Origin of the sequence: Dietzia cinnamea NBRC 102147 (assembly GCF_001571065.1) — a bacterium.
Lineage (GTDB): Bacteria > Actinomycetota > Actinomycetes > Mycobacteriales > Mycobacteriaceae > Dietzia > Dietzia cinnamea.
In genome coordinates this window covers 14,452-39,080 of sequence record NZ_BCSW01000028.1, presented here as the reverse complement: position 1 = coordinate 39,080, position 24,629 = coordinate 14,452, and the positions used below count along the sequence as shown (strand labels likewise).

Annotated in this window: 25 protein-coding genes; 16 read left to right on the top strand and 9 right to left on the bottom strand. The window is 70.8% G+C overall.

Going from position 1 to position 24,629, the window contains the following annotated elements; genetic code table 11:
- Window positions 1-29: 29 nt before the first annotated feature.
- Window positions 30-1,352, bottom strand: coding sequence for an NYN domain-containing protein (locus DCI01S_RS10915; RefSeq protein ID WP_061229253.1), 1,323 nt, complete (start codon window positions 1,350-1,352; stop codon window positions 30-32).
- 101 nt (window positions 1,353-1,453) lie between these two features.
- Between DCI01S_RS10915 and DCI01S_RS10910 the strand changes: the two genes are divergently transcribed.
- Window positions 1,454-2,314: a mycofactocin-coupled SDR family oxidoreductase gene (locus DCI01S_RS10910; RefSeq protein ID WP_061229249.1), complete on the top strand. Its 861-nt coding sequence runs from the start codon at window positions 1,454-1,456 to the stop codon at window positions 2,312-2,314.
- 92 nt (window positions 2,315-2,406) lie between these two features.
- On the opposite strand, the gene DCI01S_RS18045 is transcribed toward DCI01S_RS10910, so the two are convergent.
- On the bottom strand, window positions 2,407-2,541 hold the full coding sequence (locus tag DCI01S_RS18045; protein ID WP_256386853.1) for a hypothetical protein: 135 nt from the start codon (window positions 2,539-2,541) through the stop codon (window positions 2,407-2,409).
- A 301-nt stretch (window positions 2,542-2,842) separates the two neighbouring features.
- Here DCI01S_RS18045 and DCI01S_RS10905 point away from each other — a divergent pair, with 301 nt between their 5' ends.
- Both DCI01S_RS10905 and DCI01S_RS10900 read left to right on the top strand, forming a co-directional pair.
- The gene (locus DCI01S_RS10905) at window positions 2,843-4,084 is read left to right on the top strand and encodes a fatty acid desaturase family protein (protein WP_061229248.1); all 1,242 of its coding nucleotides are present in this window, start codon (window positions 2,843-2,845) and stop codon (window positions 4,082-4,084) included.
- Window positions 4,085-4,276: 192 nt separating this feature from the next.
- Window positions 4,277-4,876 (top strand): TetR/AcrR family transcriptional regulator, encoded by a 600-nt coding sequence (locus DCI01S_RS10900; RefSeq protein ID WP_061229247.1) that lies wholly within the window; start codon window positions 4,277-4,279, stop codon window positions 4,874-4,876.
- Between the two features lie 53 nt (window positions 4,877-4,929).
- Here the strand turns inward: DCI01S_RS10900 and DCI01S_RS10895 are convergent, their stop codons facing one another.
- Genes DCI01S_RS10895 through DCI01S_RS10885 form a run of 3 tightly spaced genes read right to left on the bottom strand, consistent with a single transcriptional unit; the run spans window position 4,930 to window position 9,296 of the window.
- Complete coding sequence (locus DCI01S_RS10895) at window positions 4,930-7,503, bottom strand: ABC transporter permease (protein WP_061229246.1); 2,574 nt, start codon at window positions 7,501-7,503, stop codon at window positions 4,930-4,932.
- Complete coding sequence (locus DCI01S_RS10890; protein ID WP_061229245.1) at window positions 7,503-8,270, bottom strand: ABC transporter ATP-binding protein; 768 nt, start codon at window positions 8,268-8,270, stop codon at window positions 7,503-7,505. The genes DCI01S_RS10895 and DCI01S_RS10890 overlap by 1 nt, the downstream gene beginning before the upstream one ends.
- Window positions 8,271-8,297: 27 nt before the next feature.
- Window positions 8,298-9,296, bottom strand: a complete 999-nt coding sequence (locus DCI01S_RS10885) for a pseudouridine synthase (protein ID WP_061229244.1) — start codon at window positions 9,294-9,296, stop codon at window positions 8,298-8,300.
- 259 nt (window positions 9,297-9,555) lie between these two features.
- On the opposite strand from DCI01S_RS10885, the gene DCI01S_RS10880 reads away from it, so the two are divergent.
- The 5 genes from DCI01S_RS10880 to DCI01S_RS10860 all read left to right on the top strand — a co-directional run bounded on the left by DCI01S_RS10880 (window position 9,556) and on the right by DCI01S_RS10860 (window position 12,203).
- Window positions 9,556-10,452, top strand: coding sequence for a universal stress protein (locus tag DCI01S_RS10880; protein ID WP_061229243.1), 897 nt, complete (start codon window positions 9,556-9,558; stop codon window positions 10,450-10,452).
- Entirely contained in the window at window positions 10,449-10,739 is a 291-nt protein-coding gene (locus DCI01S_RS10875) for a GNAT family N-acetyltransferase (RefSeq protein WP_061229242.1), read from the top strand. The genes DCI01S_RS10880 and DCI01S_RS10875 overlap by 4 nt, the downstream gene beginning before the upstream one ends.
- Window positions 10,740-10,877: 138 nt before the next feature.
- The gene (locus tag DCI01S_RS10870) at window positions 10,878-11,156 is read left to right on the top strand and encodes a GlsB/YeaQ/YmgE family stress response membrane protein (protein WP_061229241.1); all 279 of its coding nucleotides are present in this window, start codon (window positions 10,878-10,880) and stop codon (window positions 11,154-11,156) included.
- A gap of 130 nt (window positions 11,157-11,286) precedes the next feature.
- On the top strand, window positions 11,287-11,544 hold the full coding sequence (locus tag DCI01S_RS10865; protein WP_061229240.1) for an antitoxin: 258 nt from the start codon (window positions 11,287-11,289) through the stop codon (window positions 11,542-11,544).
- Window positions 11,545-11,600: 56 nt separating this feature from the next.
- Complete coding sequence (locus DCI01S_RS10860; RefSeq protein WP_061229239.1) at window positions 11,601-12,203, top strand: TetR/AcrR family transcriptional regulator; 603 nt, start codon at window positions 11,601-11,603, stop codon at window positions 12,201-12,203.
- 62 nt (window positions 12,204-12,265) lie between these two features.
- Here DCI01S_RS10860 and DCI01S_RS10855 read toward each other — a convergent pair whose 3' ends face one another.
- A complete protein-coding gene (locus DCI01S_RS10855; protein WP_061229238.1) occupies window positions 12,266-12,829 on the bottom strand; it encodes a DUF2020 domain-containing protein in 564 nt (187 codons plus the stop codon).
- Window positions 12,830-12,903: 74 nt separating this feature from the next.
- Here DCI01S_RS10855 and DCI01S_RS10850 point away from each other — a divergent pair, with 74 nt between their 5' ends.
- Window positions 12,904-13,527, top strand: a complete 624-nt coding sequence (locus tag DCI01S_RS10850; protein WP_061229237.1) for a TetR family transcriptional regulator — start codon at window positions 12,904-12,906, stop codon at window positions 13,525-13,527.
- A gap of 43 nt (window positions 13,528-13,570) precedes the next feature.
- Here DCI01S_RS10850 and DCI01S_RS10845 read toward each other — a convergent pair whose 3' ends face one another.
- A complete protein-coding gene (locus tag DCI01S_RS10845) occupies window positions 13,571-14,152 on the bottom strand; it encodes a DUF1990 family protein (RefSeq protein WP_061229236.1) in 582 nt (193 codons plus the stop codon).
- Window positions 14,153-14,250: 98 nt separating this feature from the next.
- On the opposite strand from DCI01S_RS10845, the gene DCI01S_RS10840 reads away from it, so the two are divergent.
- From DCI01S_RS10840 to DCI01S_RS10810, 7 genes are all read left to right on the top strand, one after another.
- The gene (locus DCI01S_RS10840) at window positions 14,251-15,201 is read left to right on the top strand and encodes a hypothetical protein (protein WP_061229235.1); all 951 of its coding nucleotides are present in this window, start codon (window positions 14,251-14,253) and stop codon (window positions 15,199-15,201) included.
- A 616-nt stretch (window positions 15,202-15,817) separates the two neighbouring features.
- Window positions 15,818-16,741: a L,D-transpeptidase gene (locus tag DCI01S_RS10835; RefSeq protein WP_061229234.1), complete on the top strand. Its 924-nt coding sequence runs from the start codon at window positions 15,818-15,820 to the stop codon at window positions 16,739-16,741.
- A 124-nt stretch (window positions 16,742-16,865) separates the two neighbouring features.
- Complete coding sequence (locus tag DCI01S_RS10830) at window positions 16,866-17,807, top strand: L,D-transpeptidase (RefSeq protein WP_061229233.1); 942 nt, start codon at window positions 16,866-16,868, stop codon at window positions 17,805-17,807.
- Window positions 17,808-18,062: 255 nt separating this feature from the next.
- On the top strand, window positions 18,063-18,944 hold the full coding sequence (locus tag DCI01S_RS10825) for a carbohydrate ABC transporter permease (protein ID WP_061229252.1): 882 nt from the start codon (window positions 18,063-18,065) through the stop codon (window positions 18,942-18,944).
- The gene (locus DCI01S_RS10820) at window positions 18,941-19,783 is read left to right on the top strand and encodes a carbohydrate ABC transporter permease (RefSeq protein WP_061229232.1); all 843 of its coding nucleotides are present in this window, start codon (window positions 18,941-18,943) and stop codon (window positions 19,781-19,783) included. The genes DCI01S_RS10825 and DCI01S_RS10820 overlap by 4 nt, the downstream gene beginning before the upstream one ends.
- A 74-nt stretch (window positions 19,784-19,857) precedes the next feature.
- On the top strand, window positions 19,858-21,189 hold the full coding sequence (locus DCI01S_RS10815) for an ABC transporter substrate-binding protein (RefSeq protein WP_061229231.1): 1,332 nt from the start codon (window positions 19,858-19,860) through the stop codon (window positions 21,187-21,189).
- A gap of 103 nt (window positions 21,190-21,292) precedes the next feature.
- Complete coding sequence (locus DCI01S_RS10810; RefSeq protein ID WP_061229230.1) at window positions 21,293-22,357, top strand: ABC transporter ATP-binding protein; 1,065 nt, start codon at window positions 21,293-21,295, stop codon at window positions 22,355-22,357.
- A 156-nt stretch (window positions 22,358-22,513) separates the two neighbouring features.
- On the opposite strand, the gene DCI01S_RS10805 is transcribed toward DCI01S_RS10810, so the two are convergent.
- Both DCI01S_RS10805 and DCI01S_RS10800 read right to left on the bottom strand, forming a co-directional pair.
- A complete protein-coding gene (locus tag DCI01S_RS10805) occupies window positions 22,514-23,527 on the bottom strand; it encodes an alpha/beta fold hydrolase (RefSeq protein ID WP_061229229.1) in 1,014 nt (337 codons plus the stop codon).
- Window positions 23,524-24,600, bottom strand: coding sequence for an NAD(P)H-dependent amine dehydrogenase family protein (locus DCI01S_RS10800; RefSeq protein WP_061229228.1), 1,077 nt, complete (start codon window positions 24,598-24,600; stop codon window positions 23,524-23,526). The genes DCI01S_RS10805 and DCI01S_RS10800 overlap by 4 nt, the downstream gene beginning before the upstream one ends.
- Between the last annotated feature and the right edge of the window lie 29 nt (window positions 24,601-24,629).

Sequence of the window (24,629 nt, the reverse complement as noted above, 5' to 3'; positions counted from 1 at the left end):
CCTACCGCCCTTCTAGACGACGCAGGCCGTCAGCGGTGCTTGAGAAGCACGGCGCGGATCCCCTCGTGGAATCCGTCGCGCAAACGGACGCGCTGCGCCTCGGTCAGGGTGAACTCGTTGAGCATCTGGCAGGCGAACTGCAGCAACGGACGGTCGATCGCCGGGGGGAGCACCCCACCGGACAGCAGGTGGGCTTCGTCGCGCTGCTGCTCGGTCGCGGCCTGCTCGTACCACCAGGTGGCGTACTGCTGACCCACGTCGAAGGGGGTCTGCTCACCGGAGGAGGTCCACACCTCCTCGGGCAGTGGCACGAACTTTGACCGCAGCGGGCGACGGTGCGGGGCCATCATTGACGGGTTCGGCCGCGAGGACCCGTTCGCCGGCCCGCCCGCGGCCGAGGACTTCTGGACCGACCCGGCGTGCTCGGCGGGCGAAGGCGAAGCCTGCGGCGTCGGGCCCGGCTTGGGTGCCAGGTCAGCCGGCGTGACCACCGCCGGCTCCTCGGGCCGCGGGGCAGGCGTCGCGGCGTCCTCCCCGGGCGACGCGGCCTCCTGCTCGTCACCTTCGCTCTCGATCCGGGTGGCGCATTCCTGCTCGTCGACGGCCAGTTCCTCGGCGTCGGCGGCGCGTTCCTCGTCAGCTATCGTCAGCCGGGTCTCGTCGGCGACGGAGGTGGCGGCGGCGCGGTCGGCCCGCAGGTCCACCTCCATCAGGTCCACCGACTCGTGGGTGTCGGGGTCATGCCCGTCTTCGCCCGGATGGGCGGGCGTCGCCGTCGGTGTGCGGACCTTGGGCGGTATCGGCCCCTCGAGGACGCGGATCTGCATGGCGTCGTGGAAGTCGGTGCGGGGGTCGAGGACCGTCGTCGTGTCGCAGGCGTGACGCAGTGCCGACGAGATGGAGTCCCAGCCGAAGCCCACCAGGTGCATCCGCACGCCGGCGTCCACGGCCACCCGGACCCCGGGGATCATGTCGGCGTCACCGGTGACCAGCACCATGTCCGAGCACTGCCCCTTGTACGCGGCCTGGATCATGTCCGCGACGAGGAGGGTGTCCACGGCCTTCTGGGTACGGCGTTCACCCCACTCGATCAGCTGACCGGCGCGCAATTGGACACCCTCGATAACGCGCAGCGTGCGTTGGTACCGGTGCGGGCCGGAGTCCGGGATGCCGTCGTACCAGTTCTGCCGCTGCACGGGCTGGTCCACGAGGCTATGGGCGACCTGGTCTAACCGGTGCACGACCGTGGCGAGTGATATCTCCAGCTGGCCTCGCGCACCCTCCTCCCAGGAGTTGTAAAAACTTGCCAGTAGATACGACGTATCCACTAGGACGAGTGTCCGTTCGAGCATGATGACCACTACCTGTTCTGTCTGTTTACGTTGACTTCAAGCATGCCGCAGGTCGGCTGGCCCCGCAGGGACCGCCGCCGTTCATCGTCAGGAGCTTCACCTTGTCGCACCCCTCCACTACTTCAACCGATCTGACCGGAAGGGTCGTGCTGGTGACCGGCGCAGCCCGCGGCCAGGGACGAGCTCATTGCGAGGCCTTCGCCGCCGCGGGCTGCGACGTCATCGCGTTGGACCTGTGTCGGGATATCGAGACGGTGCCCTATCCCATGGCCGAGCCGGCGGATCTCGAGGCCACCGCGGAGGCGGTCCGCGCGCTGGGGCGGCGGTGCGTGACGGGGATCGTCGACGTACGTGACCTGCCGGGGATGCAGGAGGCGGTCGACGCCGGGGTTGCCGAGTTCGGCGGACTGGACTTCGTCGTGGCCAACGCCGGTGTCTCGCCACAGCCCATCGCCACCTGGGAGCGGTCCGAGGAGGAGTGGGACAGCACGATGGACATCAACCTCAAGGGCACCTGGATCACCACCAAAGTGGCGATTCCCCACATCCTGGCCACGGGCCGGGGCGGTTCAGTGGTACTCATCAGCTCGATGGTGGGCCTTCGCGGCGGCTCGTTCACCGGTAGCTACGCGACGTCCAAGTGGGGGGTCCGCGGCCTCGCCAAGGCCCTCGCCGGGGAACTCGGCTTCTCCAACGTCCGGTGCAACTCGATCCACCCGGGCAACGTCCGCACGCCGATGATCGAGAACCCGGCGATGATCGAGATGATGTCAGGTGGGAAGGGCACGACACTCGAGGACACCGCGGAGACCTACAGCAACATGACCCAGATGCCCCAACCGTGGGTCGAGCCGTCGGCGATCGCGTCCATGGCCCTCTACCTGTGCAGCGACGCGGGCGCCGGCATCACGGGCGCCTCGATCCCGGTCGACCTGGGCGGCAGCGAGAAGTTCGGACTCTGAGCCCGATCGGTCTCAGATCACGCGAAGGCCCGCCCCTCGACCGGAGGGGCGGGCCTTCGTGTGCGGCCGGGCAGAGCACCCGGCCCGGCGAATCAGGCCGCTTCGGGCGCCGGAGCCGTCGGACGCGGCACGCTGACGGTCGAGCCGGTGGCGCTCCACACCAGGGACCAGAAGATGTCGACGACCGGCTGGATGGCCCGCAGGAAGATGTCGTTGGCGTTGCTCATGGTGTGTCTCCTCGGTTGTCGTGCTGGTGCGTACTGGGTCGTATCGCGGTAGGCGCTGTCGTATCCGTGACCCCTACGCGACGACCTCTATGTCGTCGCGAACCCAACCGACGTTACAAAACCGTGACATCAACTGGGATATCGTCGTCTTCCCTCGCAGGCCAGGGCGTTACCGATGCCCACTAAGCGATCGGAGACGCCGCAGATAACGGGTCACCGAGACCAGTACAACCGACCTCACTTTTGTGACCGACGCAACCAGACGTACCTACGCGACCGTAAGTTACGGTACCGTAGCTTCATGGCAATCACCGACATCCCGGAGTTCGCGCATCTCACCGAGGACGACGTCGAGGCGCTCGGCGCCGAGCTCGAGCAGATCCGTCAGGACATCATCGGTTCCCTGGGCGTGCGTGACGCGGCCTATATCCACAACACGATCCGCTTCCAGCGCGGCCTCGAGGTCGCAGCGCGCGCGTTGCTCCTCGTGGGCTCACGAAACCGCACCGCCTGGGCGGTCGGCGCGGGAGCGCTCGGCGTCGCCAAGATCGTCGAGAACATGGAGCTCGGGCACAACATCATGCACGGCCAGTGGGACTGGATGAACGACCCGGAGATCCACTCCACCACCTGGGAGTGGGACATCGTGGGTACGTCCGAACACTGGAAGCAGACCCACAACTACCTGCACCACAAGTTCACCAACATCGTCGGCATGGACGACGACGTGGGATTCGGTCTGCTGCGCGTGACCCGCGACCAGCGGTGGAGCCCGTTCTTCTACGGCAACGTCGCCTACAACGCGGTGCTGGCCCTGCTGTTCCAGTGGGGCGTGGGCATCCAGCACCTCGAGCTGGGCAAGGTCGCCATGGGACGTGACGACCGCGGGGAGACCAAGCGCAAGCTCAAGCTCTTCGCCAAGAAGGCGTCCGGCCAGCTGCTGAAGGACTACGTCTTGTACCCGGCGCTGTCGGGTAAGGGGTGGAAGTCCACCGCGACCGCGAACCTGCTCGCAAACGGCATCCGCAACGTGTGGACCAACGCGGTGATCTTCTGCGGGCACTTCCCCGACGGGGCGGAGAAGTTCACCAAGAAGAACGTGCAGGAGGAGACGCAGGCCGAGTGGTACCTGCGTCAGATGCTCGGCTCGGCGAACATCACCGGCGGTCCGATCATGGACTTCATGTCCGGCAACCTCTCGTACCAGATCGAGCACCACATCTACCCGGACATGCCGTCCAACCGACTGTCCGAGGCGTCGCTGCGCGTGCGCGCGGTGTGCGACAAGTACGACCTGCCGTATGTGGCCGGCCCGCTGCCGGTCCAGTATGCCAAGACCTGGCGCACCATCGCCAAGCTGTCGCTGCCCAACCACATGCTGCGCGCCACCGCGGACGATGCGCCGGAGACCCATTCCGAGCGGATGTTCGAGGACCTGCCCACCCCGCTGCCCGCCCCGGAGGGCAAGCGAGCGGGCCTGAAGACCGCGCTGAAGCACCACCGTGCGCGCCGACGGGCGCGCAAGGTCGTCGCCGTGGCCTGACGAGGCCCGCGACCCCGTCACGACCGGCGACGCCCCGGCACCGCGATCCGGTGCCGGGGCGTCCGTGATTTCGACGCCCTGCGGCGCGGGTCGGCTATAGGCTGGCGCTCGAGTCAGCGGGACGGAACGCATACCGACGCCACAGCGGTCGAGCCGGTCACCCGACACAAGACGACGAGGACGGGAGCCCCCATGGAGGACCGGCGGATGCTCATCGCCGATTCCGCGATCGAGGTCGTGGCGAGGGACGGTGTCCGTGCCCTCACCCACCGCGCCGTGGACTCGGAGGCGGGACTGCCCTCCGGCTCCACCTCGTACTACTGCCGCACCCGCGCCCAACTGCTCACCCTCACCGTCGACCGGCTCACCTCGCTGCTTCGCGGGTTCGTCGAGGTCTCCGGCATCCAGGAACTCGCGTCATCGAACGCCGACGAGGTGCTCTCGACACTCGCGCGCATGATGGAAGGGCTGCTGGAGGACTACCGCGGTGAACTCGCGGCCCGGTCGGCGCTCATCGTCGAGCTGGCCGGCAAGGCGGACACCACCGACCTCGTGGCGTCCCTCCTCGACCCCAGCGACCTGGTCGGCGCGCTCGACGCCGCCGGGCTCCGCGATCCCGCCACCGCCGCCCTCGACCTGCTCACGGTGTACGAGGGCCTGCTGTGGGAACGCACGGTAGGACGCCTGGCGGGCGCCGAGGTCGACGCCAAGCACGACGCCGAGCTGCTGGGCGCGGTGCTCGCCCGCCACGAGCACCGCGGCCCCCGCAACCTGTTCGGCCTGCGTCGTTAGCAGGCCCCCCCGCGGCCGGCAGCCCCACCCGCCGGCGGGCCCGGCAGCACCCGTCAGTCGGCGATCGCCTCCAGCGGCCCCGTCTTGGCCGCACGGTGGGCGGGCCACAGCGACGCGAGCACGCCGACCACCGCCGAGGACGCCAGCACCACGACGATGCCGCCCCAGGGGATGGTCGTCTCGGTCAGGCCGCTGTCGGCCAGCACGGTGACGAACGCCCAGCCCAGGTACACGCCCACCGCCGCGCCGATCAGCGCGCCGAACACAGCGATCTGCGTCGACTCGAGGTTGATGGTGCGGCGGATCTGCGACCGCTGCATGCCCACGGCGCGCAGCATCCCGATCTCGGTGCGGCGTTCGATCACCGACAGCGCGAGGGTGTTGACGATGCCCAGGACGGCGATCACCAGTGCCAGTCCCAGCAGGGCGTAGATGATCGAGAGCAGCTGGTCGATACCGCCGGTCTGGACGTCGATGTACTGCTGCTTGCTCTGCACCATGGCGATGGGGATGTCGGTGAGCTCGTCGGTGACGGCGGCGAGCACCTCGTCGGTGCTGACGCCCTCGGCCGCGGAGGCGAGCATGATGGACGTGGTGCGCAGGTTCTCCGGCACCAGGCGCTCGTAGACGTCCATACCGGTGTAGAACGGCCCGAGGATCTGGGAGTCCTCGTACACGCCGGTCACCCGCAGTGTCGACTCGGTGCCGTCGGGCCCGACGAGGGGGACGCTCGCGCCGACGGTCCAGCCGCGATCACGGGCGACGGTGCGGGACACGACGAGCGAGTCGGGCCCGGGCACGAGCGAGCCGTCGACCATGGTCGCGTCGATCATCTCCTCGAGCGGCCCGCCCGCGGCGGCCAGCGCCTGTGGCTCGCCGGCCAGCTGCGCGAAGGAGAACGCCAGCCACGCCACGTCGCCGACCTCGTCGACAGAGGTGACCCTGTCCTGGATGCCCCCGGGGAGCGGGGTCGGCGGCCCCTGGGAGGCTACGCCCTGGATCACGAGTTCGGCGTTGATGTCCTGGTTGATGACGCCGGAGACGCTCTCCTTGGTGGTCGCGCCGAGGGTGCCGAACGCGGCGACGAGGGTGAGCCCCAGGGTCAGGGCGAAGGCGGTCGCAGCCGTGCGGCGGGTGTTGCGGCCTGCGTTGGTGGCGGCGAGCTTGCCGACAGCACCGAAGGGCGCGCCGATGACGCGGCCGATACCACCGGCGATGGGCTTGGCCAGCGTGGGCATGACGAGGAAGCTGCCGACGATCAGGGCGGCGGCGCCGACGCCGACGGTGATCGCCCCGTCGCGGGTCGTGTCGTGCCACGTACCGATCAGCGCCAACGCCACTCCGCTGACCACGGCGAGGACGCCGATGTAGGTGCGCCACGCGCCGCCGGCCTCGGTCGAGACCGAGCCGACGCGCATGCCCTGCACGGGGGCGACGCGTCCGGCGCGCCGGGCGGGGGCCCAGGCGGAGAACACGGTGACGACGAAGCCCAGCGCCAGTGGGGTGATGACCGACATCGGCGTGAGGGAGAGGGCGCCGGACGGGATGCCCAGATCGAGGGCCTCGAGCACCAGGAAGATGAGCTGCGCGAGCCCGAAGCCCGCCAGCACGCCGATCGCGGAGCCGACGAGCCCGGTGACGGCGGCCTCGGCCATGACGGACCGGGTGAGCTGGCCGCGGGACGCACCGATCGCGCGCAGCAGGGCCAGTTCGCGCAGCCGCTGCGCGACGAGCATGGAGAAGGTGTTGTAGATGATGAACGTGCCCACGAGCAGGGCGATCAGCCCGAACGCGACGAAGAAGTAGTTGACGAAGTCGAGGATGGTCGACAGCTGCTCGGAGAGCCGCTCGCGAACCTCGTCGCCGGTGCTGACGGTGTAGTCGGGGAACTCGGCGGCGATGGTGTCGCGGACCTGCTCCTGGCTCACGCCCGGCTCGGCGCGGACGGAGACGCCGGAGGCGTTCTCGCCGTCTGTGAACAGGGCGCGGGCGCGGTCCTCGGAGAATCCGACGCCCACGTAACCGCCCACGTCGGTGTCGCTGGCGTAGGAGCCGACGATCCGGACGTCGAGCATGCCCTGGCCCGTGGTGTAGACCTGCGCTGTGTCACCGATTGCCAGCCCCGCGCTCTCGAGGACGGTGGTGGGCAGGACGACCTCGTCGTCGCCGGCGGGGGCGCGGCCGTCGACGATCCGGCTGCTGTCGCCGACCGAGTGCTCGGGGTCGACCCAGGCCAGGCCCTCCGAGGGGGCGCCGCCGGACTGGTAGGGGGTGCCGTCGGCGTTGAAGAGCACCACGGTGCCGGAGACGCCGGGGGTGGCGGCCTCGACGCCGGGCAGGTCGAGTACCCGCTCGGCCACCTCGAACGGGACGCCGGCGCCGCGCGGGTCCTCGGGCTCGATCATGGCGGACAGGTCGGCGGTGCCCTGTTCGAGAAGGCCGTCGAAGGTGCTCTTGAGGGTGGAGGTGAACACCAACGAGCCGGTGACGAACGCGGTCCCCAGCACCACGGCCAGCACCGACAGGACGAGTCGGAGTTTGTGGGCGGAGATGTTGCGCAGGGAGACGCGCAGCATGGGCCGCGAGTGCCGGGGCGCGTGTCGCGCCTCGTGCTTCCCGCCGGCCATCACCGCTCCTCGAGGGCGCCCATGGCCGACAGGATCTCGTCGGCGGTGGGGCGCTCGAGCTCGCGGACCACGCGGCCGTCGGCGAGCAGCAGCACGCGGTCGGCGTAGGTGGCGGCGCGGGGGTCGTGGGTGACGATCACGACGGTCTGGCCGAAGTCGTCGGCGGCGCTGCGCAGGATCGAGAGCACCTCGGCGGAGGAGGTCGAGTCGAGGTTGCCGGTCGGCTCGTCGCCGAACAGGATGTCGGGGCGACCGACGAGGGCGCGGGCGCACGCGACGCGCTGCTGCTGTCCGCCGGAGAGCTCGGACGGGCGGTGCGAGAGCCGGTCGGCGATGCCCAGCCGCCCGATCACCTCGTCGAACCAGGCGCGGTCGATGGTGTGCCCGGCGATGTCCTGCGGCAGGGTGATGTTCTCCTCGGCCGTGAGGGTGGGCACGAGGTTGAAGGACTGGAAGACGAAGCCGATCCGGTCGCGGCGCAGGGCGGTGAGGTCCTTGTCTCCGAGCCCGACGATCTCGGTGTCGCCGAGGCGCACGGAGCCGGAGGTCGGCCGGTCGAGGCCGGCCATGCAGTGCATGAGGGTGGACTTGCCGGAGCCCGAGGGACCCATGATGGCGGTGAACCGGCCACGTTCGAAGGTCGCGCTGACGTGGTCGAGGGCGCGGACCTCGGTCTCCCCCTCCCCGTACGTCATGACGAGGTCGGTGGCGACGGCGGCGGCGTCCGCCGCGCCCGCCCGGTGGTGGGTCTCGGCCTGGGTGGTCATGTGCTCCCTCGGATCATGGTGGTCGACCTACAGCTTGCACGAGTTCGGAGCGGGGGCCGATCGGGGATTGCCCGGGTTCGCACCCTGATCCCGCCCGCGGTTCCAGGCCTCGAGGCTGCGCCCGGTGGTGAAGCGACGCGGTTGCCCGGTAACGGGGTCGGTGAAGGCGATCTCGGAGGCGAGGAGCTGCAGTGGGCGGGTGAAGTCGCCGGGGGCCACGTCGAGGACGTGCGGGTAGAGGTCGTCGCCGAGGATCGGGGTGCCGAGCGCGTTCATGTGGACGCGCAGCTGGTGGGTCCGACCGGTGGTCGGTTCGAGGCGGTAGAGGCCCAGCCTGTCGGGTCCGGATCCGCGGGTGTCGAGCAGGGTGATGCGGGTGTGGGCGTCGGGTTCGCCGGCGACCTCGGCGGCCTGGAGGACGCCGCGGGTCTTGAGGATGCGACTGGAGCGCTCGCGCACGGTCGCGACGCCGGCGGGGGCGGGGGCCACGGCGAGGTAGGTCTTGGTGACGCAGCGGGCGGCGAAGAGGTCCTGGTAGGCGCCGCGGCGAGCGGGGTCGGCGGTGAACACGAGCACGCCGGCGGTGAGCCTGTCGAGGCGGTGGGCGGGTGCGAGGTCGTCGAGTCCGAGGTCGCGCCTCAGGCGCACCAACGCGGTCTCGGTGACGTGTCCGGCGCGGGGGGTGGTCGCGAGGAAGTGGGGTTTGTCGACGACGACGAGGTGGTCGTCCCGGTGGAGGACCTCCACCTGATGCGGCACGGGGATCTCCGGGTCGGGCGTCCGGTACATCCACACGTCCATCCCCCGGTGTCGCCGGGTGGCCGGGGTGACGGCCGCCCCGTCGGCGGTGACGACCTGCCCCGCCTCGAGGGCCGCGTCGAGCTCGGGGAGCCGGTCGGGGAAGCGGCGGCGCAGTTCCTCGACGATGCTGCGGGGCCCCTGCCCGGGGTCGGCGAGCCGGATCCGCACCGGGTCGACGCCGTCGCGCAGCGGGAGCGGACGACCTCGTCGCCTGGAACCGGACATGTCCCTCAGTCTAATCGGTGGGTTACACTCACTCGCGCATCATCTGTCTCGCGCACCACATGCACCACTAGAACCTCGGGAGCTCCCATGATCGACGCCGTCGTCGACTTCTTCCTCTTCGGCCCCGGTCGCGCCGTCCTCCCGGCGTTCCAGGGCAGCTTCAACCTGGCCTACCCCCCGAACGCTCCGTTCCCTGACGAGTTCTGAACCACGCGCAGATCTGTTATCAACTGCCGAGGGCGGCGGTAGTCTCAGGGACATGAGCTCCCTCGAGAACACTGTCGTCGTCGGCGTCGACGGCTCCGCCGCCTCCACCGGCGCGGTCGCCTACGCCGCCAACACCGCCGCCGCCCGGCGCGTCCCGCTCAGGCTCGTGACCACGTACACGATGCCGGCGGCGATGTTCGCCGAGGGGATGATCCCGCCGCAGCCCGTCTACGACGAGCTGGAGCGCGAGTGCCACCCGATCATCGAGCAGGCGCGGGCCACCGCGGAGAAGGTCGCGCCCGGCGTCGAGGTGTCGCACGCGATCGTCGAGGGCAACCCGGCGCAGGTGCTCATCGACTACTCGCGCAAGTCCAAGATGATCGTCCTGGGCTCCCGCGGGCTGGGCGGCATCAAGGGCATGGTCCTCGGGTCCGTCTCGGCGGCCGTCGCCAGCCATGCGTTCTGCCCGGTCGTCGTCACCCGCGAGGACACGGACGACCTCGACCGCACCGGCCCGGTGGTGGTGGGCATCGACGGCTCCGAGGTCAGCGCCAAGGCCACCGAGTGGGCGTTCGCGGAGGCCTCCACGCGCAACACCCCGCTCATCGCGGTGCACACCTGGATGGACCCGCAGGTCCAGGCGGCGGCCGCCGGCATCTCGCTCACCGAGGACGACTGGAAGCAGCTCGAGGACCAGCAGCTGCAGACCCTGTCCGAGCGGCTGGCGGGATTCTCGGACCGCTACCCCGACGTCGAGGTGCAGCGCTACGTGACCCGCGATCGCGCGGTCCGCGCGCTGGTCGAGCAGTCGGAGAACGCCCAGCTCGTCGTCGTCGGATCCCACGGGCGCGGCGGATTCGCGGGCATGGTCCTCGGCTCCACCTCGCGGGCGCTGCTGCAGGCGGCGCCCTGCCCGGTCATGGTCGTGCGTCCGGAGTCGCACTCATGAGCGGCTCGGAGGATGTTCAGGTTCGGCGTGACGACGCCGCCGGGCGGTTCGAGATCCTCGTGGACGGCGTCGTGGCGGGCCAGGCCGAGTACAGCGACGGCCCGGACGGCGTCCGCGAGTTCCCGCACACGGTCGTCGCGTCAGAGTTCGGGGGCCGTGGCCTGGCCGGGCGCCTGGTCGCCGAGGCCCTGCGGGTGACCCGCGAGGAGGGCCTGCGGGTGCGCCCGTCCTGCTCGTTCGTCGCACGGTACATCGAGAAGAACCCCGAATCGGCGGAGGTTGCCTGAGGGTCACGGACCAGTAACGAGTGAGCGACGTTTAATCACCGGGCGCCTTCGACCGGAAGCATTCGTGTCGTCTTCGTGTTCTCCTGAGAAAGCGGCCCGTCCCGGGCCGAGTACGACTCTCGGGAAAGGACAACCACAATGCTTTGGAGCATCATCTCCTGGATCGTCGTCGGTGGCCTCGCAGGTTGGATCGCGTCGATGATCATGGGCAAGAACGCCCAGATGGGATTCGTCGCCAACGTTCTCGCCGGCATCGTCGGTGCTTTCGTCGTAGGCCTCATCGTCTCGCTCGTCTCCGAGGGCGGAGGAATGCCCGAGGCCTTCTCGATCTGGGGCTTCGTCGCAGCGATCATCGGCGCCTGCCTCCTGATCTGGGTCGTCTCCGCTGTGCGCGGACGCGGCCGCACCAAGGTCTGACACCCCTTCGCACGATCGATTGGACGGCCCGGCTCCCACACGGGGCCGGGCCGTCAGCGTCCATCGCCACACTCTGAACACCGCACTCTTCACACCACACTCTTCACGCCAGCACCGAAAGGAGCACCAGATGGGACTGTTCGACAAGGCCCGGGACTTCGCGCGAGGAAATCCCGACAAGGTGGAGGCCGCCCTCGACAAGGCCGGAGACGCGTTCGACCAGCGCACCGGCGGCAAGCACGCCGCGCGGACCGACAGCGTCCAGCAGAAGGCCGGTGAGTTCCTCACCGGGCGGACGGCCGACGCCCCCGACGTGCCCGACGCGCCGGACGGCACGCCGACCCCCGACCCGGACACGTCGCAGCACAGCCGCGGGCCGGGAGACTGACCGACGCCCGCCCGGCCGAGGTGGTATCGGCTATCACTGCCGATAGTCTGTTACCCGTGACGAGAACACGGTCGACCAAGCCCGGACCGCGGGAGCGGCTCCTGGCGACGGCGACCCGTCTGTTCTCGACCGACGGGATCCGGGCGGTGGGTATCGACCGGATCCTGCGCGAGGCCGGGGTCGCCAAGGCCAGTCTCTACAACACCTACGGGTCCAAGGACGAGCTCGTCGTGGCGTATCTGCGGTCGGTCGCCGAGCGGGACCGCGAGCTGTGGCGCCGCCGCGCCGACCTCGCCCCGGACGCCCGGGGACGCATCCTCGCACTGTTCGACATCGTGCGCGAGCAGGTGGAACCGGCGATGCCCGGGTCCTGCCACCTCGCGGCCGCGATCGAGTTCCCGAGCCCCGCGACCGACGGCGAGCGGGCGATCCGCGCGGCCGTGGCCGATCAGCGGACGTGGGTGGCCCAGACCCTGCGGGACGAGCTCGCCGCGATGGGACTGGAGGACCCGGACAACATCGCCGACCTCGCCGACCGGCTGGCGTTGCTACACGACGGCTCGGTCACCGCCGCGATGCTCGGCGAGGTCCGGACCACGGCCATGACCGCCCGCAGCATGGCCGAACTCATCCTGGGGATGATCACCGAGACCGCCTGAGCCCGGCGCCCCGCGCCCCGCGCCTCCTACCGCGCGCCTCGCGCCCCGCGTCCCGCCGAGCCTCAGTTCTCGAGCCGCGGCCCGATGAGCTCGACGACGCTCCGCACCGTGTCGGGCTCCTCGCCGGTCGACTGCACGGCGAGGACGCGGTCGTCGCCGGACAGGACGGCCAGCGCCCCGGCCGGCCCGACCGTGAGGCCGCCGCTCCATCCGCCCCCGACCTCCAGCGGCTCGGACTCACCCGGAGGCGCCGACTCCGCGACGAGTTCCGCCGCGCGCTCGGGCGACGCCACCTCGTACACGGTGGTCGTCAGATGCACGGCACCGTCGGCGTCGTAGAAGAAGCAGGCCGCGGGGTCCACGCCCTCGTCGATCCGGACGTCCGCGGCGGGCACACCGGCCGCCGCCGAGACCTCGTCGGCGGACAGGTACGGGCAGTCGGCCTCCGAGACCGGTTCGACCGGAGGCAGTTCCGGCTCGACCGTCTCGGGCGGGGCGGTCCGGATGGTGCCCATCTCCGCGGCCGGCTCCGAGGAACCACTGCACCCGGCAAGCACACCGAGCAGGAGCACGGAGGCCGTGCCCAGGGCGACTGCGTCGAGGACCATACCCGCGGGTTTGCGCATACGGCCAGGATAGAGGCCCGGCCGGTCAGTAGAGTCGGCGGCAGCAGACCGGTCGCACGAACGGGAGGTGGGCCATGGGTGGATCCGCGCGCACAGCCTCCGGCGCCGACCGCACCGAGGACCGGCGGCGCGAGCTCCGGTCGGCGATCTCCGCCGCGGCCGTCGACCTGGTGATCGAGCGCGGGCTCGACGCGGTGACCGTCGACGAGATCGCCAGAGCCGCGAACGTCTCGAGGCGGACGTTCTTCAACTACTTCCCCTCCAAGGCCGCCGCGTGCATCCCGGACACTCCCCCGGCCGGGCGCGAGGCCGTGCAGGAGTTCCTCTCCGACCGCAGCGTGTCCACCATGACCGCGCTGGCCCGCCTCATGTGGCACCAGGTGTCCAACGCGCGGCGACGCAGCGGGGCGTTCGACCGGTTCCACGACATGTGGCGGCGCGAGCCGGGGGTCCGGACGCAGGTCCACGAGATCCTCGCGATCACGGAGAAGGAGCTCGCACAGCTGGTGGCGCGCCGCGAGGGTCGGGCGCCGGACTCCGTCGAAGCGGCGACCGTGGCCGCGGCGTCGATCGCGATCCTGCGGGTCGCCGTGGAGCGGTGGCGGACGGACGAGTCCGGGTCGCTGCTCGAGCACCGCATCCGCGAGGCGTTCGAGGCGGTCGCCGACTCGGTGACGTCCCCGGACGCCACGGGCTGAGGCGGGCGCCGCGCGGGGCGGTGCGGGGTCGCGCCGCGCGGGGTCACGCCCCGCCCGGGCGGGGCGCACCGAGCGCGCGGAGCAGCCGGTCGGCCATGCGGTCGTAGGCGCGCGCCTCGCGCGCGGTGGCGCCCGGAAGCACGTAGAACGTCCGGGGTCGCCACACCGTGCGGACGGTGGCGGTGACCGCGGAGGTGGCGGGGTGGAGGTCGAGGTGGCAGCGGTGCTCGGCCACCGCGGTGTTGCCCTCGAGGGTGCCGACGACGAGGCCCTGCCGCAGCGACTCGTCGATCCGGTCGACGAGTCGGCAGGGTCCCCGCATGGGCCCGTCCAGGACGACCACGTCCACCGACGGGCCCCGATCGGTCGGGGTGATGCGCAGTCCCGACCGACGGTGGGCGGACAGCGACATCAGATCGTCGGCCAGCGCGTCGAACACGGCGACGCCCTCACCGAGCCCCGCGGTGGCGACGGCCTCCCGCCAGCCTTCGGGCGCGCAGCCGTGGGCGGGCAGGCTCGAGCGCTGGTACCCGAGCGCGGGCCCCGGAAGCGACGCCGGGGGCGGGTCCAGGGGAGGGCCTTGGCGACGATCGCCCTCGGGGACGGCACCGGATATCGACTCCACTCCCGCAGTGTCGCCGGGTCAGGTGAGCGGACGGCGCACGCGCGATGAACGGCGGACGTCGGGGGACCGTCCTGTGGGCCGCACCGTAGGATCGGATCATGCGATCCCAGGGACCCCGACCGGCGCGCGGTCGTCGTCTCGCTCGCGGATCCAGCACCCTCGCGGCGATCGCCGCCGTCGCCGCGGTCGCCGGGTGCACGGCCGGCCCCGACGCGGGCGATTCCGGCCCGCCACGATTGACGCCGAATCCCCGACACGACATCGCGGCCGCGATGGTCGAGGGCCGACCCGCACCCGACGAGCGGCTCAACGCCTGCGAACTGCTGGACCTGACCACCGAGGAGATCATCCAGCTCACCCGCGCGGACATGCCGGAGGTCGACCCCACCGGCTCCGGCGACCTCGGCCTACTGTGCACCTACGGCGGTCCGGGCTCGCCCGAGCGACTCGAGGCCGAGCGCTCCGCCGCCGCGACCGGAACCGGGACCACCGGCACCGAGACCACCGTCACCGGGGCGGACGGGGTCGAGACCACCGTCACCGCCACGGAGGACACGGAGACGACCGAGGCCGAGGATGAGACCGGGGCCGGGGCCGGGGCCGGGGCCGGGGCCGAGCAGACCACGTCCGCGGCGGTGACCACCTCGCCGACCGCGCCGGCGTTCGACCCCGGGATCGTCCCCGACACGTTCGCCGCCGGCGTCGTCACGCCGCGCGCCGGGGCGGAGGCGGCCCTCGCCGAGCAGGCCACGCTCCTCGGGGTGCGCTACGCCTGCTCCGAGGTGCGCGGGAGCGACGCCGCGGCGATCCAGGACGCGGCGCCGGCGGCCCCCGGGGCGCCCGCGCCCGTCCGACCGGACCTGGCCACGGCCTACATCGACTGCGTGGCGGCGCCGACCGGCGGCGGAGTCGAGGTGCACACGATCCTGGTGTCCGGCGACGAGCTGTGGCACATCACCCTGCTCAAGCCGGAGACCCCGCGGTCGCCCGACGCCGAGGCGTCAGCGCTGAGCGGACTCCACCGGGTGGCGCAGCGCATACTCGCCTGACAGCCGGCGACACGGCCCGCCGAAGACTGGGCCCGCCGAGGGCCCGCCGAAGCCTGTCGGCACAGACGGGAACGGCGCCGGAGCCCCTCAGCATCCGACGCCGTTCCTCTATCCGGCGGATCGAGCACGATCCGGCCTTCCTCGCTGCCTTACACGGCTGCGGGTGGCACCCCCCAGGTGCCCCGGTCTCACGACCGGCCCCTTTTGAAGTGTGAAGTCGCAGCCCCTCAGCAACCACTTCACTCTCGCCACCGACCCCTCAGGCGGTGACTGCGTCGACCATATGTTGCATCCGAGACCACATCAACCCCATGAGCAGGAGTTCTGTAGCTGACTTACGGTCAATAACGACCCGCGGCGTGCCTACCAGCGGTTCTCCGATCCCCGTTACCAACGAACGTTGGGACGGTTGCGCGTCGTGGGTCCGCGAGTCGCGCCCGCGGGTCCGCGGCGGCCCGGGACGCCCTGCGCCCCACGGGATGTACAGGCGGGACGAGGCGAGGGTATTGTTGCTCCTGTTACTGATGTGGCGCATGGGACTAACCGCTCCGGCCCGCCCGTGCGCCCGCGTCGCCCCGCCCCGCCGCCTCATCGCGGCGCCGCACCGAGGAGACCGATGTCGCGCCGACCCCGGATCATCGCCCCACTTCTGGCCACGGCAGGCCTCGTCGTCGTCGGCCTCTCCCCCGCCGCCTCCGCGCAGTCACTCGCCGGCTACACCGGATCCACCGGATCGGTCGGCGCGTTCGGCTCCGAATCCGCCCCGGTCCCCACTCCCCCGATGCCCGGCTCGACCGGGATCCTCACGATCCCCGTCCCCGCACAGGCGCGCGCCGCCGCCGAGGTCGGCGTCGCCTCCGTCTACCCCACCCCGGGCGAGACGGTCGGCGTCGCACAGCCGGTGATGATCCACTTCGACGGCCCCGTCACCGACCGCGCCCGCGCCGAGGCCTCCGTGGCGATCCGGACCGCCCCCGCGGTCGGCGGCAAGTTCTACTGGGTGAGCGACACCGAACTGCGCTGGCGCCCGCACGAGTTCTGGCCGGCCCACACCTCCGTCACCGTGTGGGCGGGCGGACGCGAGCACGCCTTCCGCACCGGCGACGCGATCGTCTCCACCTACGACGACAACACCCACCTCGTCACCGTCACCCGGAACGGCGAGGTCATCCGCACCATGCGCGCCTCCGCCGGCCGCGACGCCTTCCCCACCCACAACGGGATCTACTACAACGGCTGGCGCGACCGCCAGGTACGCATGGACTCCTCCACCTGGGGACTGGCGATGGACGCCGGCGGCTACGACACGACCGTCGAGAACGGCGTGCGACTCAGCTACGACGGCATCTTCATCCACTCCGCACCGTGGTCGGTCGCCGACCAGGGCGTCCGGAACGTCTCCCACGGGTGCATCAACGTCAGCCCCGAGGACGCGGCCTGGTACTACGACAACACCGGCAACGGCGACCCGTTCATCGTGGTGAACGGCCCCGGCAGGCAGTTCGGTGCCTTCGACGGACAGGGCGACTGGAACTACTGACCTCGGGGCTCCCGGGGGCGCGGGACGGACCCCCGGGAAACACTTCGGTTGTGGCACACGACATCTCCTTGTAGAAGTCTGAGCGAGACCGAAGAAGAATCCCGTCCGTCCCCAGGAGCCCTTCATGCCCCGACACCCCCGCTCCTCGGCAGCCGCCGCGATCCTCGCCGCGGTCGCCCTCGTCCTGGGCGTCCCGGCTGCCACCGGGGCCGCCCCCGCCGCGCAGGCCCAGTCCGTCATGCCGCTGAGCCCGCCCGGCGTCCCCCAGCTCGAGAACGCCCCGCTGCCGACCCCCGTCATCCCGGGTGTGCCCGCGATACCGGTACTGACCTACCCGGTCGTCGGGCCGGCGCGGCCCGCCCCCGAGTACGGCGACGTCAACGTTTTCCCGACCCCCAACGAGGTCGTGGGCGTCGCACAGCCGGTCATGTTCTTCTTCGACCGGCCCATCACCGACCGTGCCCGCGCCGAGGCGACCATCGGCATCCGCACCGAACCGCCGGTGGCGGGCAAGTTCTACTGGGTGGGCGACCGGGAGGTCCGCTGGCGCCCCCACCAGTTCTGGCCCGTCAACACCTCCGTCACCGTGTGGGCCGGCGGCAAGCGTCAGCAGTCCTTCCGCACCGGCGACGCCGTGATCGCCGAGTTCGACGACCGCACCAAGCTCGTCACCGTCACCCGCAACGGCCAGCACGTCCGCACCATGCGCGCCTCCGCCGGCCGCCCGGGCTGGGACACCTACAACGGCATCTACTACACCGGCCAGCGCGGGCGGCAGGTCCGCATGAACTCCGAGACGTTCGGGCTACGGATCGAGGAGGGCGGCTACAACTCGATCGTCAACGACGCCGTCCGGCTCAGCTACGACGGCATCTACATCCACTCAGCCCCCTGGTCGGTCGCCGATCAGGGTGTCCGCAACGTCTCCCACGGGTGCATCAACGTCAGCCCCGAGGACGCCCGCTGGTACTACGACACCACCCGCAACGGCGACCCGTTCATCGTCAAGAACGGCCCCGGCCGGCCCTTCGGCGCCTTCGACGGTCAGGGCGACTGGAACTACTGACCCCGGCCGATCCCGCGGCGGCCGCAGCTGCCCGGGAATCCGCTGGGCCACCCCATTTTTCAACACTTGTACCGTTTCGACCTCGCCAGGTCACCGCTGGTCTATCGTCTGGACAAAGTCCGTTCACCATCGACGACGAGGCTTCCCACCGTGCAGACACCGACCTCCCCGGTCGCCGAGAACCCGGCGGCCGCACCCGATGACCGCGACGACGGCCGCGGCCGGGCCCGCCGCCGTCTCCGCGCGGGTGGGGCGCTGCCGGGCGGTGGGGCGTTCCGGGAGAAGGCGCTGTTCCTCGCGCTGGTTCTGCCCAACCTCGCGCTGCTGGGTGTGTTCACCTACCGCCCGCTGCTCGACAACGTCCGACTGAGCTTCTTCCACTGGAACATCTCGTCACCCACCTCCACGTTCATCGGGTTCGACAACTACGTCGAGTGGTTCGGGCGCGACGACAGCTGGCTCATCCTGCGCAACACCGGCGTGTTCACCATCTCCGCGGTGGTCGGCTCCATGGTCCTCGGACTGGCGTTGGCGCTGCTGCTGGACCAGCGACTCGTCGGCCGAGGACTCGTCCGGTCGGCGGTGTTCGCGCCGTTCGTCATCGCGGGCGCGGCGATCGGTGTGGCCTTCCAGTTCATCTTCGACCCCCGGTTCGGCATGGTCTCCGCGCTGCTCACCATGGTCGGACTGCCCGTGCCGGACTTCTACCAGGACCCCGACTGGGCCCTGGCGATGATCACCATCACCTACATCTGGAAGAACCTCGGGTACTCGTTCGTCATCTACCTCGCCGCGCTGCAGGCCAAGCCGGCCGAACTCTACGAGGCCGCCGAGATCGACGGCGCCAGCCGCTGGACCACCTTCCGACGGGTCACCCTGCCGATGCTCCGTCCCACGACGTTCTTCCTGTCGATCACCGTCATGCTCAACTCCCTGCAGGTGTTCGACATCATCTACGTGATGACCCGCGGCGGCCCCCAGGGCAACGCCACCACGACCATGGTGTTCCAGGTCTATCAGGAGACTTTCCAGAACTTCCGCGCCGGCTACGGTGCCACCGTCGCGACCATCATGTTCCTCATCCTCCTGGTCATCACCGTCCTGCAGGTCCGCGTCATGGACAGGAACATGCGATGAACACGATCCAGGGTGGCTCCCGGACTGCCAAGGTCGCCGGCTACGCGGTGATGGTCCTCGTCCTGCTGATCATCGGGCTGCCGCTGTACTGGGTGGTCATCACCTCGCTCAAGCCGGACAACCAGGTGTACATCCAGCCGCCCGTGTGGTGGCCGGACCCCATCACCACCGACTCGTACCCGCAGGTCCTGGCCGACGTGCCGTTCCTGCAGTACTTCACCAACTCGCTCGTCATCACCGGCGTCCTGGCGGCGGTCAAGATCACCCTCGGCGTCATCAGCGCGTACGCGTTCGTGTTCCTCCGGTTCCCCGGCCGCGGGCTGCTGTTCATGCTGGTCCTCGCGGCGCTGATGGTGCCCAACCAGATCACCGTCATCTCCAACTACGCGTTCATCGCGCAGCTCGGCTGGATCAACACCTTCCAGGGCATCATCATCCCGCTGGCCGGTGTCGCCTTCGGCACCTTCCTCATGCGCAACCACTTCCTCACGCTGCCGTTCGAGATCATCGAGGCGGCGCGGATGGACGGCTGCGGGCACCTCAAGCTCCTGTTCCGTGTGGTCCTCCCCATGAGCTGGCCGACGCTGGTCGCGTTCGCCCTGATCACCGTGGTCAACGAGTGGAACGAGTACCTCTGGCCGTTCCTCATCGCCTCCGACGACACCGTCGCGCCCCTGCAGGTCGGGCTCGCGCGGCTGGTCAACACCGACGGAGGGTTCACCGACTGGCCGATGGTCATGGCCGCCACCGTCCTCACCATCACCCCGATCCTCATCGTCTTCCTGATCCTGCAGCGCCACATGATCAAGGGCCTCACCTCCGGCGCGGTGAAGGGCTGACCCGCCGACACCCCTCCTCGAACCCGCCGCGACCCGCACACGGCCGGCAGTACAACCCGAAAGGACCCACAGACATGACTCTCCTCAACCGCCGCGGCTTCCTCGGCGTGATCGGCGCCGCCACCGCAGCCACCACCCTCTCCGCGTGCGCCGGGACGGGGTCCGACTCCGACTCCGGCAACGGCGGTGCCGCGGGCTCCGGCGGCGGCGACAGCGGCACCATCACCTTCTGGTCCAACCACCCGGGCAGCTCCAAGGAGCTCGAGCAGGAGATCATCGCCGCGTTCGAGTCCGAGAACCCCGATCTCAAGGTCAACCTCGTCGACGGCGGCAAGAACTACGAGGAGGTCGCCCAGAAGTTCAACGCGGCCCTGACCGGCGGCGAGCTGCCCGACGTCGTTGTGGTCTCCGACGTGACCTGGTTCAACTTCGCGCTCAACGACCAGATCGCCCCTCTCGGCGGGCTGTTCAGCGAGGCCGGCGTGGACACCGGCGACTTCGTCGACGCCCTGCTGGGCGACTACGTCCTCGAGGGCGAGAACTACGGCGTGCCCTTCGCCCGGTCCACGCCGCTGTTCTACTACAACAAGGAGGTCTGGCAGGCGGCCGGACTGCCCGACCGTGGGCCCGAGAACTGGACCGAGTTCGCCGAGTGGGCGCCGCGCATCCAGGACGCGATCGGCGAGGGCAAGCACGCGATCGCCATGTACGACGGCTCCAACTACATCGACTGGACCGGCCAGAACATCATCTGGGACTTCGACGGCGCCTTCTCGCGCGAGTGGACCCCGACTTTCACCGAGGACAACACGATCCGCGGTGTCGAGTACGTCAAGCAGCTCAACGACGACGGTTTCCTGGTGGTCTCCGCCGACTCGATCGTCGAGTTCGGCTCGGGCCTGGCCGCCTGCGCCCTGGCCTCGACCGGCTCACTGGCCTCGGCCAAGACCAACGCCGCGTTCGAGTTCGGCACCGCCTTCCTGCCCGGCGCGGCGGAGAAGAACTCCTGCCCCACCGGCGGCGCCGGCGTCGCGATCCCGGCCGGGATCTCGGACGAGCGCAAGCTCAACGCCATGAAGTTCATCGACTTCCTCACCAACACCCAGTCGACGGCCAAGTTCTCGCAGGGCACCGGCTACATGCCCGTCCGGAAGTCCGCGCGCGAGGCGCAGGAGATCAAGGACTACCTCGCCGAGACCCCGCAGGCCGCCACCGCGATCGACCAGCTCGCCCATACACGCCCGCAGGACAACGCCCGCGTGCTGGTCCCCAACGGCGGCCGGCGCATCGGCGGCGCGTTCGACCGTGTGCTCGGCGGCGCCGACGTCCGCCAGGCCATGCAGCAGGTCCAGGACGAGACCGCGCAGATCATCGACTCGCAGATCCTGCCCAAGCTCGAGGGCTGACGCCGGCCTCCCGGCCGCCGGTTCGACCCGGCGGCCGGTCCGGCCCCTTCTCTCCCTGCCGCTGCTTTCCCTGTCCGTTCTCCCCGAGGAGCATCCGCGCCCGATGGCCACCGTCCGCTTCGACCACGCGACCCGCCGCTTCGACAAGAAGTCGGCCCCGGCCGTCGACGCCCTCGACCTCGAGGTCACCGACGGGGAGTTCCTCGTGCTCGTCGGCCCGTCCGGCTGCGGTAAATCCACGAGCCTGCGGATGCTCGCAGGGCTGGAGCCGATCGACGAGGGCCGCGTCCTCATCGACGACCGGGACATGACCGGCGTCGCCCCCCGCGACCGCGACGTGGCCATGGTGTTCCAGAACTACGCGCTCTACCCCAGCATGACCGTCGCGCAGAACATGGGCTTCGCCCTGCGCAACGCCGGCGTCAACAAGACCGACACCCGCCGGCAGGTGGAGGAGGCCGCCCGGATCCTCCAGCTCGAGGACCTGCTCGACCGCAAGCCGTCCCAGCTGTCGGGCGGCCAGCGGCAGCGCGTGGCCATGGGCCGGGCGATCGTGCGCCGCCCCAAGGTCTTCTGCATGGACGAACCCCTGTCCAACCTCGACGCCAAACTGCGCGTGTCGACCCGCGGGGAGATCGCCGGGCTGCAGCGTCGGCTCGGCGTGACCACCGTGTACGTCACGCACGACCAGGTCGAGGCCATGACCATGGGGACCCGCGTGGCCGTGCTCGACAAGGGCATCCTGCAGCAGGTCGCCTCGCCCCGAGAACTGTACGACCGGCCCGTCAACGCGTTCGTCGCCGGCTTCATCGGCACGCCCGCCATGAACCTCATCGAGGTCCCGGTCACCGACGGCCGGGCACGCATCGGCGACGCCGAGATCGCCGTCCCCGCCTCCCTCGGCGGCCGCGACCGCATCATCCTGGGCGCTCGCCCCGAGGCCCTGCGGCTGGTCGGCGCCGGCGAACCCGGGCTGGAGCTGACGGTCGATCTGGTGGAGGAGCTGGGTGCCGAGGCGTTCGCTTACGGGCACACGGCCGACGGCGAGCGCATCGCCATCCGGCTCGACCGCGGCCACGGCACGAGCGTCGGCGAGACGATCCGGGTGCGCCACATTGACGCCGAGGTCCACGCGTTCGACGCCGACACCGGCCTCCGCCTCGACTGAGTGCCAGCCCGTCCGGGCCACAGCCGCCCCTCTCCATGGCGTCTCGCAGGTGCCCCGGTACGCCGCGACGGCAGCCGCCCCTCGCCATGGCGTCTCGCCCACCCCGCGGAGCGCGCGAGACGCCATGCCGGGGAGCGGCTGCGGGGGCGGGCCTGATCAGCGGGGCGGGACGGGCGCGAGCACGCCCACGAGCTGGTCCGCGAGCACGCATCGGGGCGGGGGCACGTCGAGGTCCGCGCCGTCGCCCGGCCCTCCGTGCCCACTGCGTAGCGGCCCACCCAGCGCATCGACCACCAGATCCACCGCGCGCGGAGAGGCCAGGACGGTGAGATGCCCTGATCGGTCGGCCTCGCACCCGTCCTGCAGTCGGGCCACCCGCAGGTCGACGAAGTCCGGCACCTGCGGCGCGACCACCGGACCGGTGAGCTCGTCGTAATCGGACGACACAGCGACGTAGCGCACACCGCGCGCGAACGGCACCCCCTCGTCACCCAGCCAGGCCAGGGTCGCCTCCGCGTCACGTTCGGCGGTCTCGGCGGAAAGCACGCCGAGCAGGTCGGTGACGAACTCCGGCGGTCCCTCGCCCGACCGCGCGGGATCGGCGCCCAGTGTGACGACTGTCCGCACCGAGTCGGCCCGCGCGGTGGCGGCGACGAACGAGGCGATGATCGCTCCCTGCGAGTGCCCGACCAGGTCGACCTCGGCGGCGCCGGTGAGCGCGCGCACCCGGTCGATCTCCGCGGCGAGCTGCGGTGCGGACGCCCCGGTGAGCGAGTCCAGGCCGCCGACGGCGCCCAGTCCGGGCAGCGCCCCGACGGTCGGCGCCCACACGCAGAACCCCTCCGCGGCCAGCGCCGCGCCGACGGTCGCCCACGAGTTGCCGCCGTTGAGCCCGGTGCCGTGGACCAGGATCACCGGCTCGGGCCGCTCGGCGGTCGGTCGGCAGTCGTCGCGATTGAGACCCGGCGGGTCGGCGAGGCCGTGCGTGAGCTGGTGAACGGCGCCGTCCCACCAGCGCCACGGGACGCCGGCGGCGGTGGGTGCGGCCGTGGAGGTGGGCGCGGCCGTGGAGGTGGGCGCGGCCGTGGAGGTGGGCGCGGCCGTGGAGGTGGCCGGGGCGGTGGCGACGACGACGAGGGCCGCCACCGCGACAGCGCGCAGGAGCGTCATCTGCTCATTAAGCCACGGCCCGTGATCATCGGCAGGTCCTTGGCGTAGACGAGGCCCGGCTCCGCGGCGACGACCGCCTCGACGGAATTGACCAGCCGCATCGCGGTGACCCGCATGCCGGACTCGTTGTGGTCGCCGTGTTCGGCGTGGTGACCGAACTCGATCCGCATCGCCGGGTCGCCGGAGATCTCGACGCGGTAGCAGCCGTCGCCGTGATCGGGCCGCGGCCAGTCGGGGGCCTGATCGTGGGCCGTGCGGGTGACGTGTTCCAGCACGATGCGGTCCTCGCCGTCGACCTGTCCCACCACCTCGAACCGCAGCGCCGCCTGCGTCCCCTCGGGCACCTCGCACGCGAGCAGCGACAGGTCCCGGTCGGCGGGCAGACGCTCGTGCCGCTCGACCAGTGGCTCGTCGAGGGTGACGTCGAGTGCGGCGGCGAGTTGCCGGACCACCGACCCCCACCCGGCGGCGAGCATCCCGGGCCGCAGCAGCGGCGGCAGGGTGTCCATGGGCTGCCCGAAGCCGAAGAGCCGGCGCATGGTCTCGCCCTGGTGGTAGACGGAGTAGTCGGCGATCTCACCCACGCGGATGTGGTCGATCCGCCGGGACAGGCTCGTCATGACCAACGGCAGCACGTCGTTGGCGAAGCCGGGGTCGATGCCGTTGACGTGCAGGGCCGCGCCGCCCTCGCGCCCGGCGTCGTCCAGCGCGCCGATCATGTCCTCCGGAATGGTGCCGTGGGGGAACTGCAGCAGCACCGGCCCGGAGGCGATGACGTCGATCCCCGCGCGCAGGAACCGTTGGAAGTCCTCGATCGCCTCCATGAACCGCGTCTCGGTCTCCGCGGTGTAGACGACGGCGTCGGGCTCCAGGGCGAGGAGCGCGGCGGCGTCATCGGTGGCGGCGACGCCCAGGTCGCGGACCAGCCCGGCCAGGCGGCCCGCGTCGAGGCCGACCTTGGCCGGGTCGGAGACGAACACACCCACCAACTCGAGCTCGGGCCGGGCGTCGATCCCCTCGACCGCCATCCGCCCGAGGTACCCCGTCGACCACTCCACGACCCGGATCGTCATGGGACGTGACCCTAGGCGACGACCCGGGT

Coding starts and splice junctions, on each gene's coding strand:
- DCI01S_RS10915 (WP_061229253.1), bottom strand. CDS start 1,352: ATGCTCGAACGGACACTCGTCCTAGTGGATACGTCGTATCTACTGGCA.
- DCI01S_RS18045 (WP_256386853.1), bottom strand. CDS start 2,541: ATGAGCAACGCCAACGACATCTTCCTGCGGGCCATCCAGCCGGTCGTC.
- DCI01S_RS10905 (WP_061229248.1), top strand. CDS start 2,843: ATGGCAATCACCGACATCCCGGAGTTCGCGCATCTCACCGAGGACGAC.
- DCI01S_RS10900 (WP_061229247.1), top strand. CDS start 4,277: ATGGAGGACCGGCGGATGCTCATCGCCGATTCCGCGATCGAGGTCGTG.
- DCI01S_RS10895 (WP_061229246.1), bottom strand. CDS start 7,503: ATGGCCGGCGGGAAGCACGAGGCGCGACACGCGCCCCGGCACTCGCGG.
- DCI01S_RS10890 (WP_061229245.1), bottom strand. CDS start 8,270: ATGACCACCCAGGCCGAGACCCACCACCGGGCGGGCGCGGCGGACGCC.
- DCI01S_RS10885 (WP_061229244.1), bottom strand. CDS start 9,296: ATGTCCGGTTCCAGGCGACGAGGTCGTCCGCTCCCGCTGCGCGACGGC.
- DCI01S_RS10880 (WP_061229243.1), top strand. CDS start 9,556: ATGAGCTCCCTCGAGAACACTGTCGTCGTCGGCGTCGACGGCTCCGCC.
- DCI01S_RS10875 (WP_061229242.1), top strand. CDS start 10,449: ATGAGCGGCTCGGAGGATGTTCAGGTTCGGCGTGACGACGCCGCCGGG.
- DCI01S_RS10870 (WP_061229241.1), top strand. CDS start 10,878: ATGCTTTGGAGCATCATCTCCTGGATCGTCGTCGGTGGCCTCGCAGGT.
- DCI01S_RS10865 (WP_061229240.1), top strand. CDS start 11,287: ATGGGACTGTTCGACAAGGCCCGGGACTTCGCGCGAGGAAATCCCGAC.
- DCI01S_RS10855 (WP_061229238.1), bottom strand. CDS start 12,829: ATGCGCAAACCCGCGGGTATGGTCCTCGACGCAGTCGCCCTGGGCACG.
- DCI01S_RS10850 (WP_061229237.1), top strand. CDS start 12,904: ATGGGTGGATCCGCGCGCACAGCCTCCGGCGCCGACCGCACCGAGGAC.
- DCI01S_RS10840 (WP_061229235.1), top strand. CDS start 14,251: ATGCGATCCCAGGGACCCCGACCGGCGCGCGGTCGTCGTCTCGCTCGC.
- DCI01S_RS10835 (WP_061229234.1), top strand. CDS start 15,818: ATGTCGCGCCGACCCCGGATCATCGCCCCACTTCTGGCCACGGCAGGC.
- DCI01S_RS10830 (WP_061229233.1), top strand. CDS start 16,866: ATGCCCCGACACCCCCGCTCCTCGGCAGCCGCCGCGATCCTCGCCGCG.
- DCI01S_RS10820 (WP_061229232.1), top strand. CDS start 18,941: ATGAACACGATCCAGGGTGGCTCCCGGACTGCCAAGGTCGCCGGCTAC.
- DCI01S_RS10815 (WP_061229231.1), top strand. CDS start 19,858: ATGACTCTCCTCAACCGCCGCGGCTTCCTCGGCGTGATCGGCGCCGCC.
- DCI01S_RS10810 (WP_061229230.1), top strand. CDS start 21,293: ATGGCCACCGTCCGCTTCGACCACGCGACCCGCCGCTTCGACAAGAAG.
- DCI01S_RS10805 (WP_061229229.1), bottom strand. CDS start 23,527: ATGACGCTCCTGCGCGCTGTCGCGGTGGCGGCCCTCGTCGTCGTCGCC.
- DCI01S_RS10800 (WP_061229228.1), bottom strand. CDS start 24,600: ATGACGATCCGGGTCGTGGAGTGGTCGACGGGGTACCTCGGGCGGATG.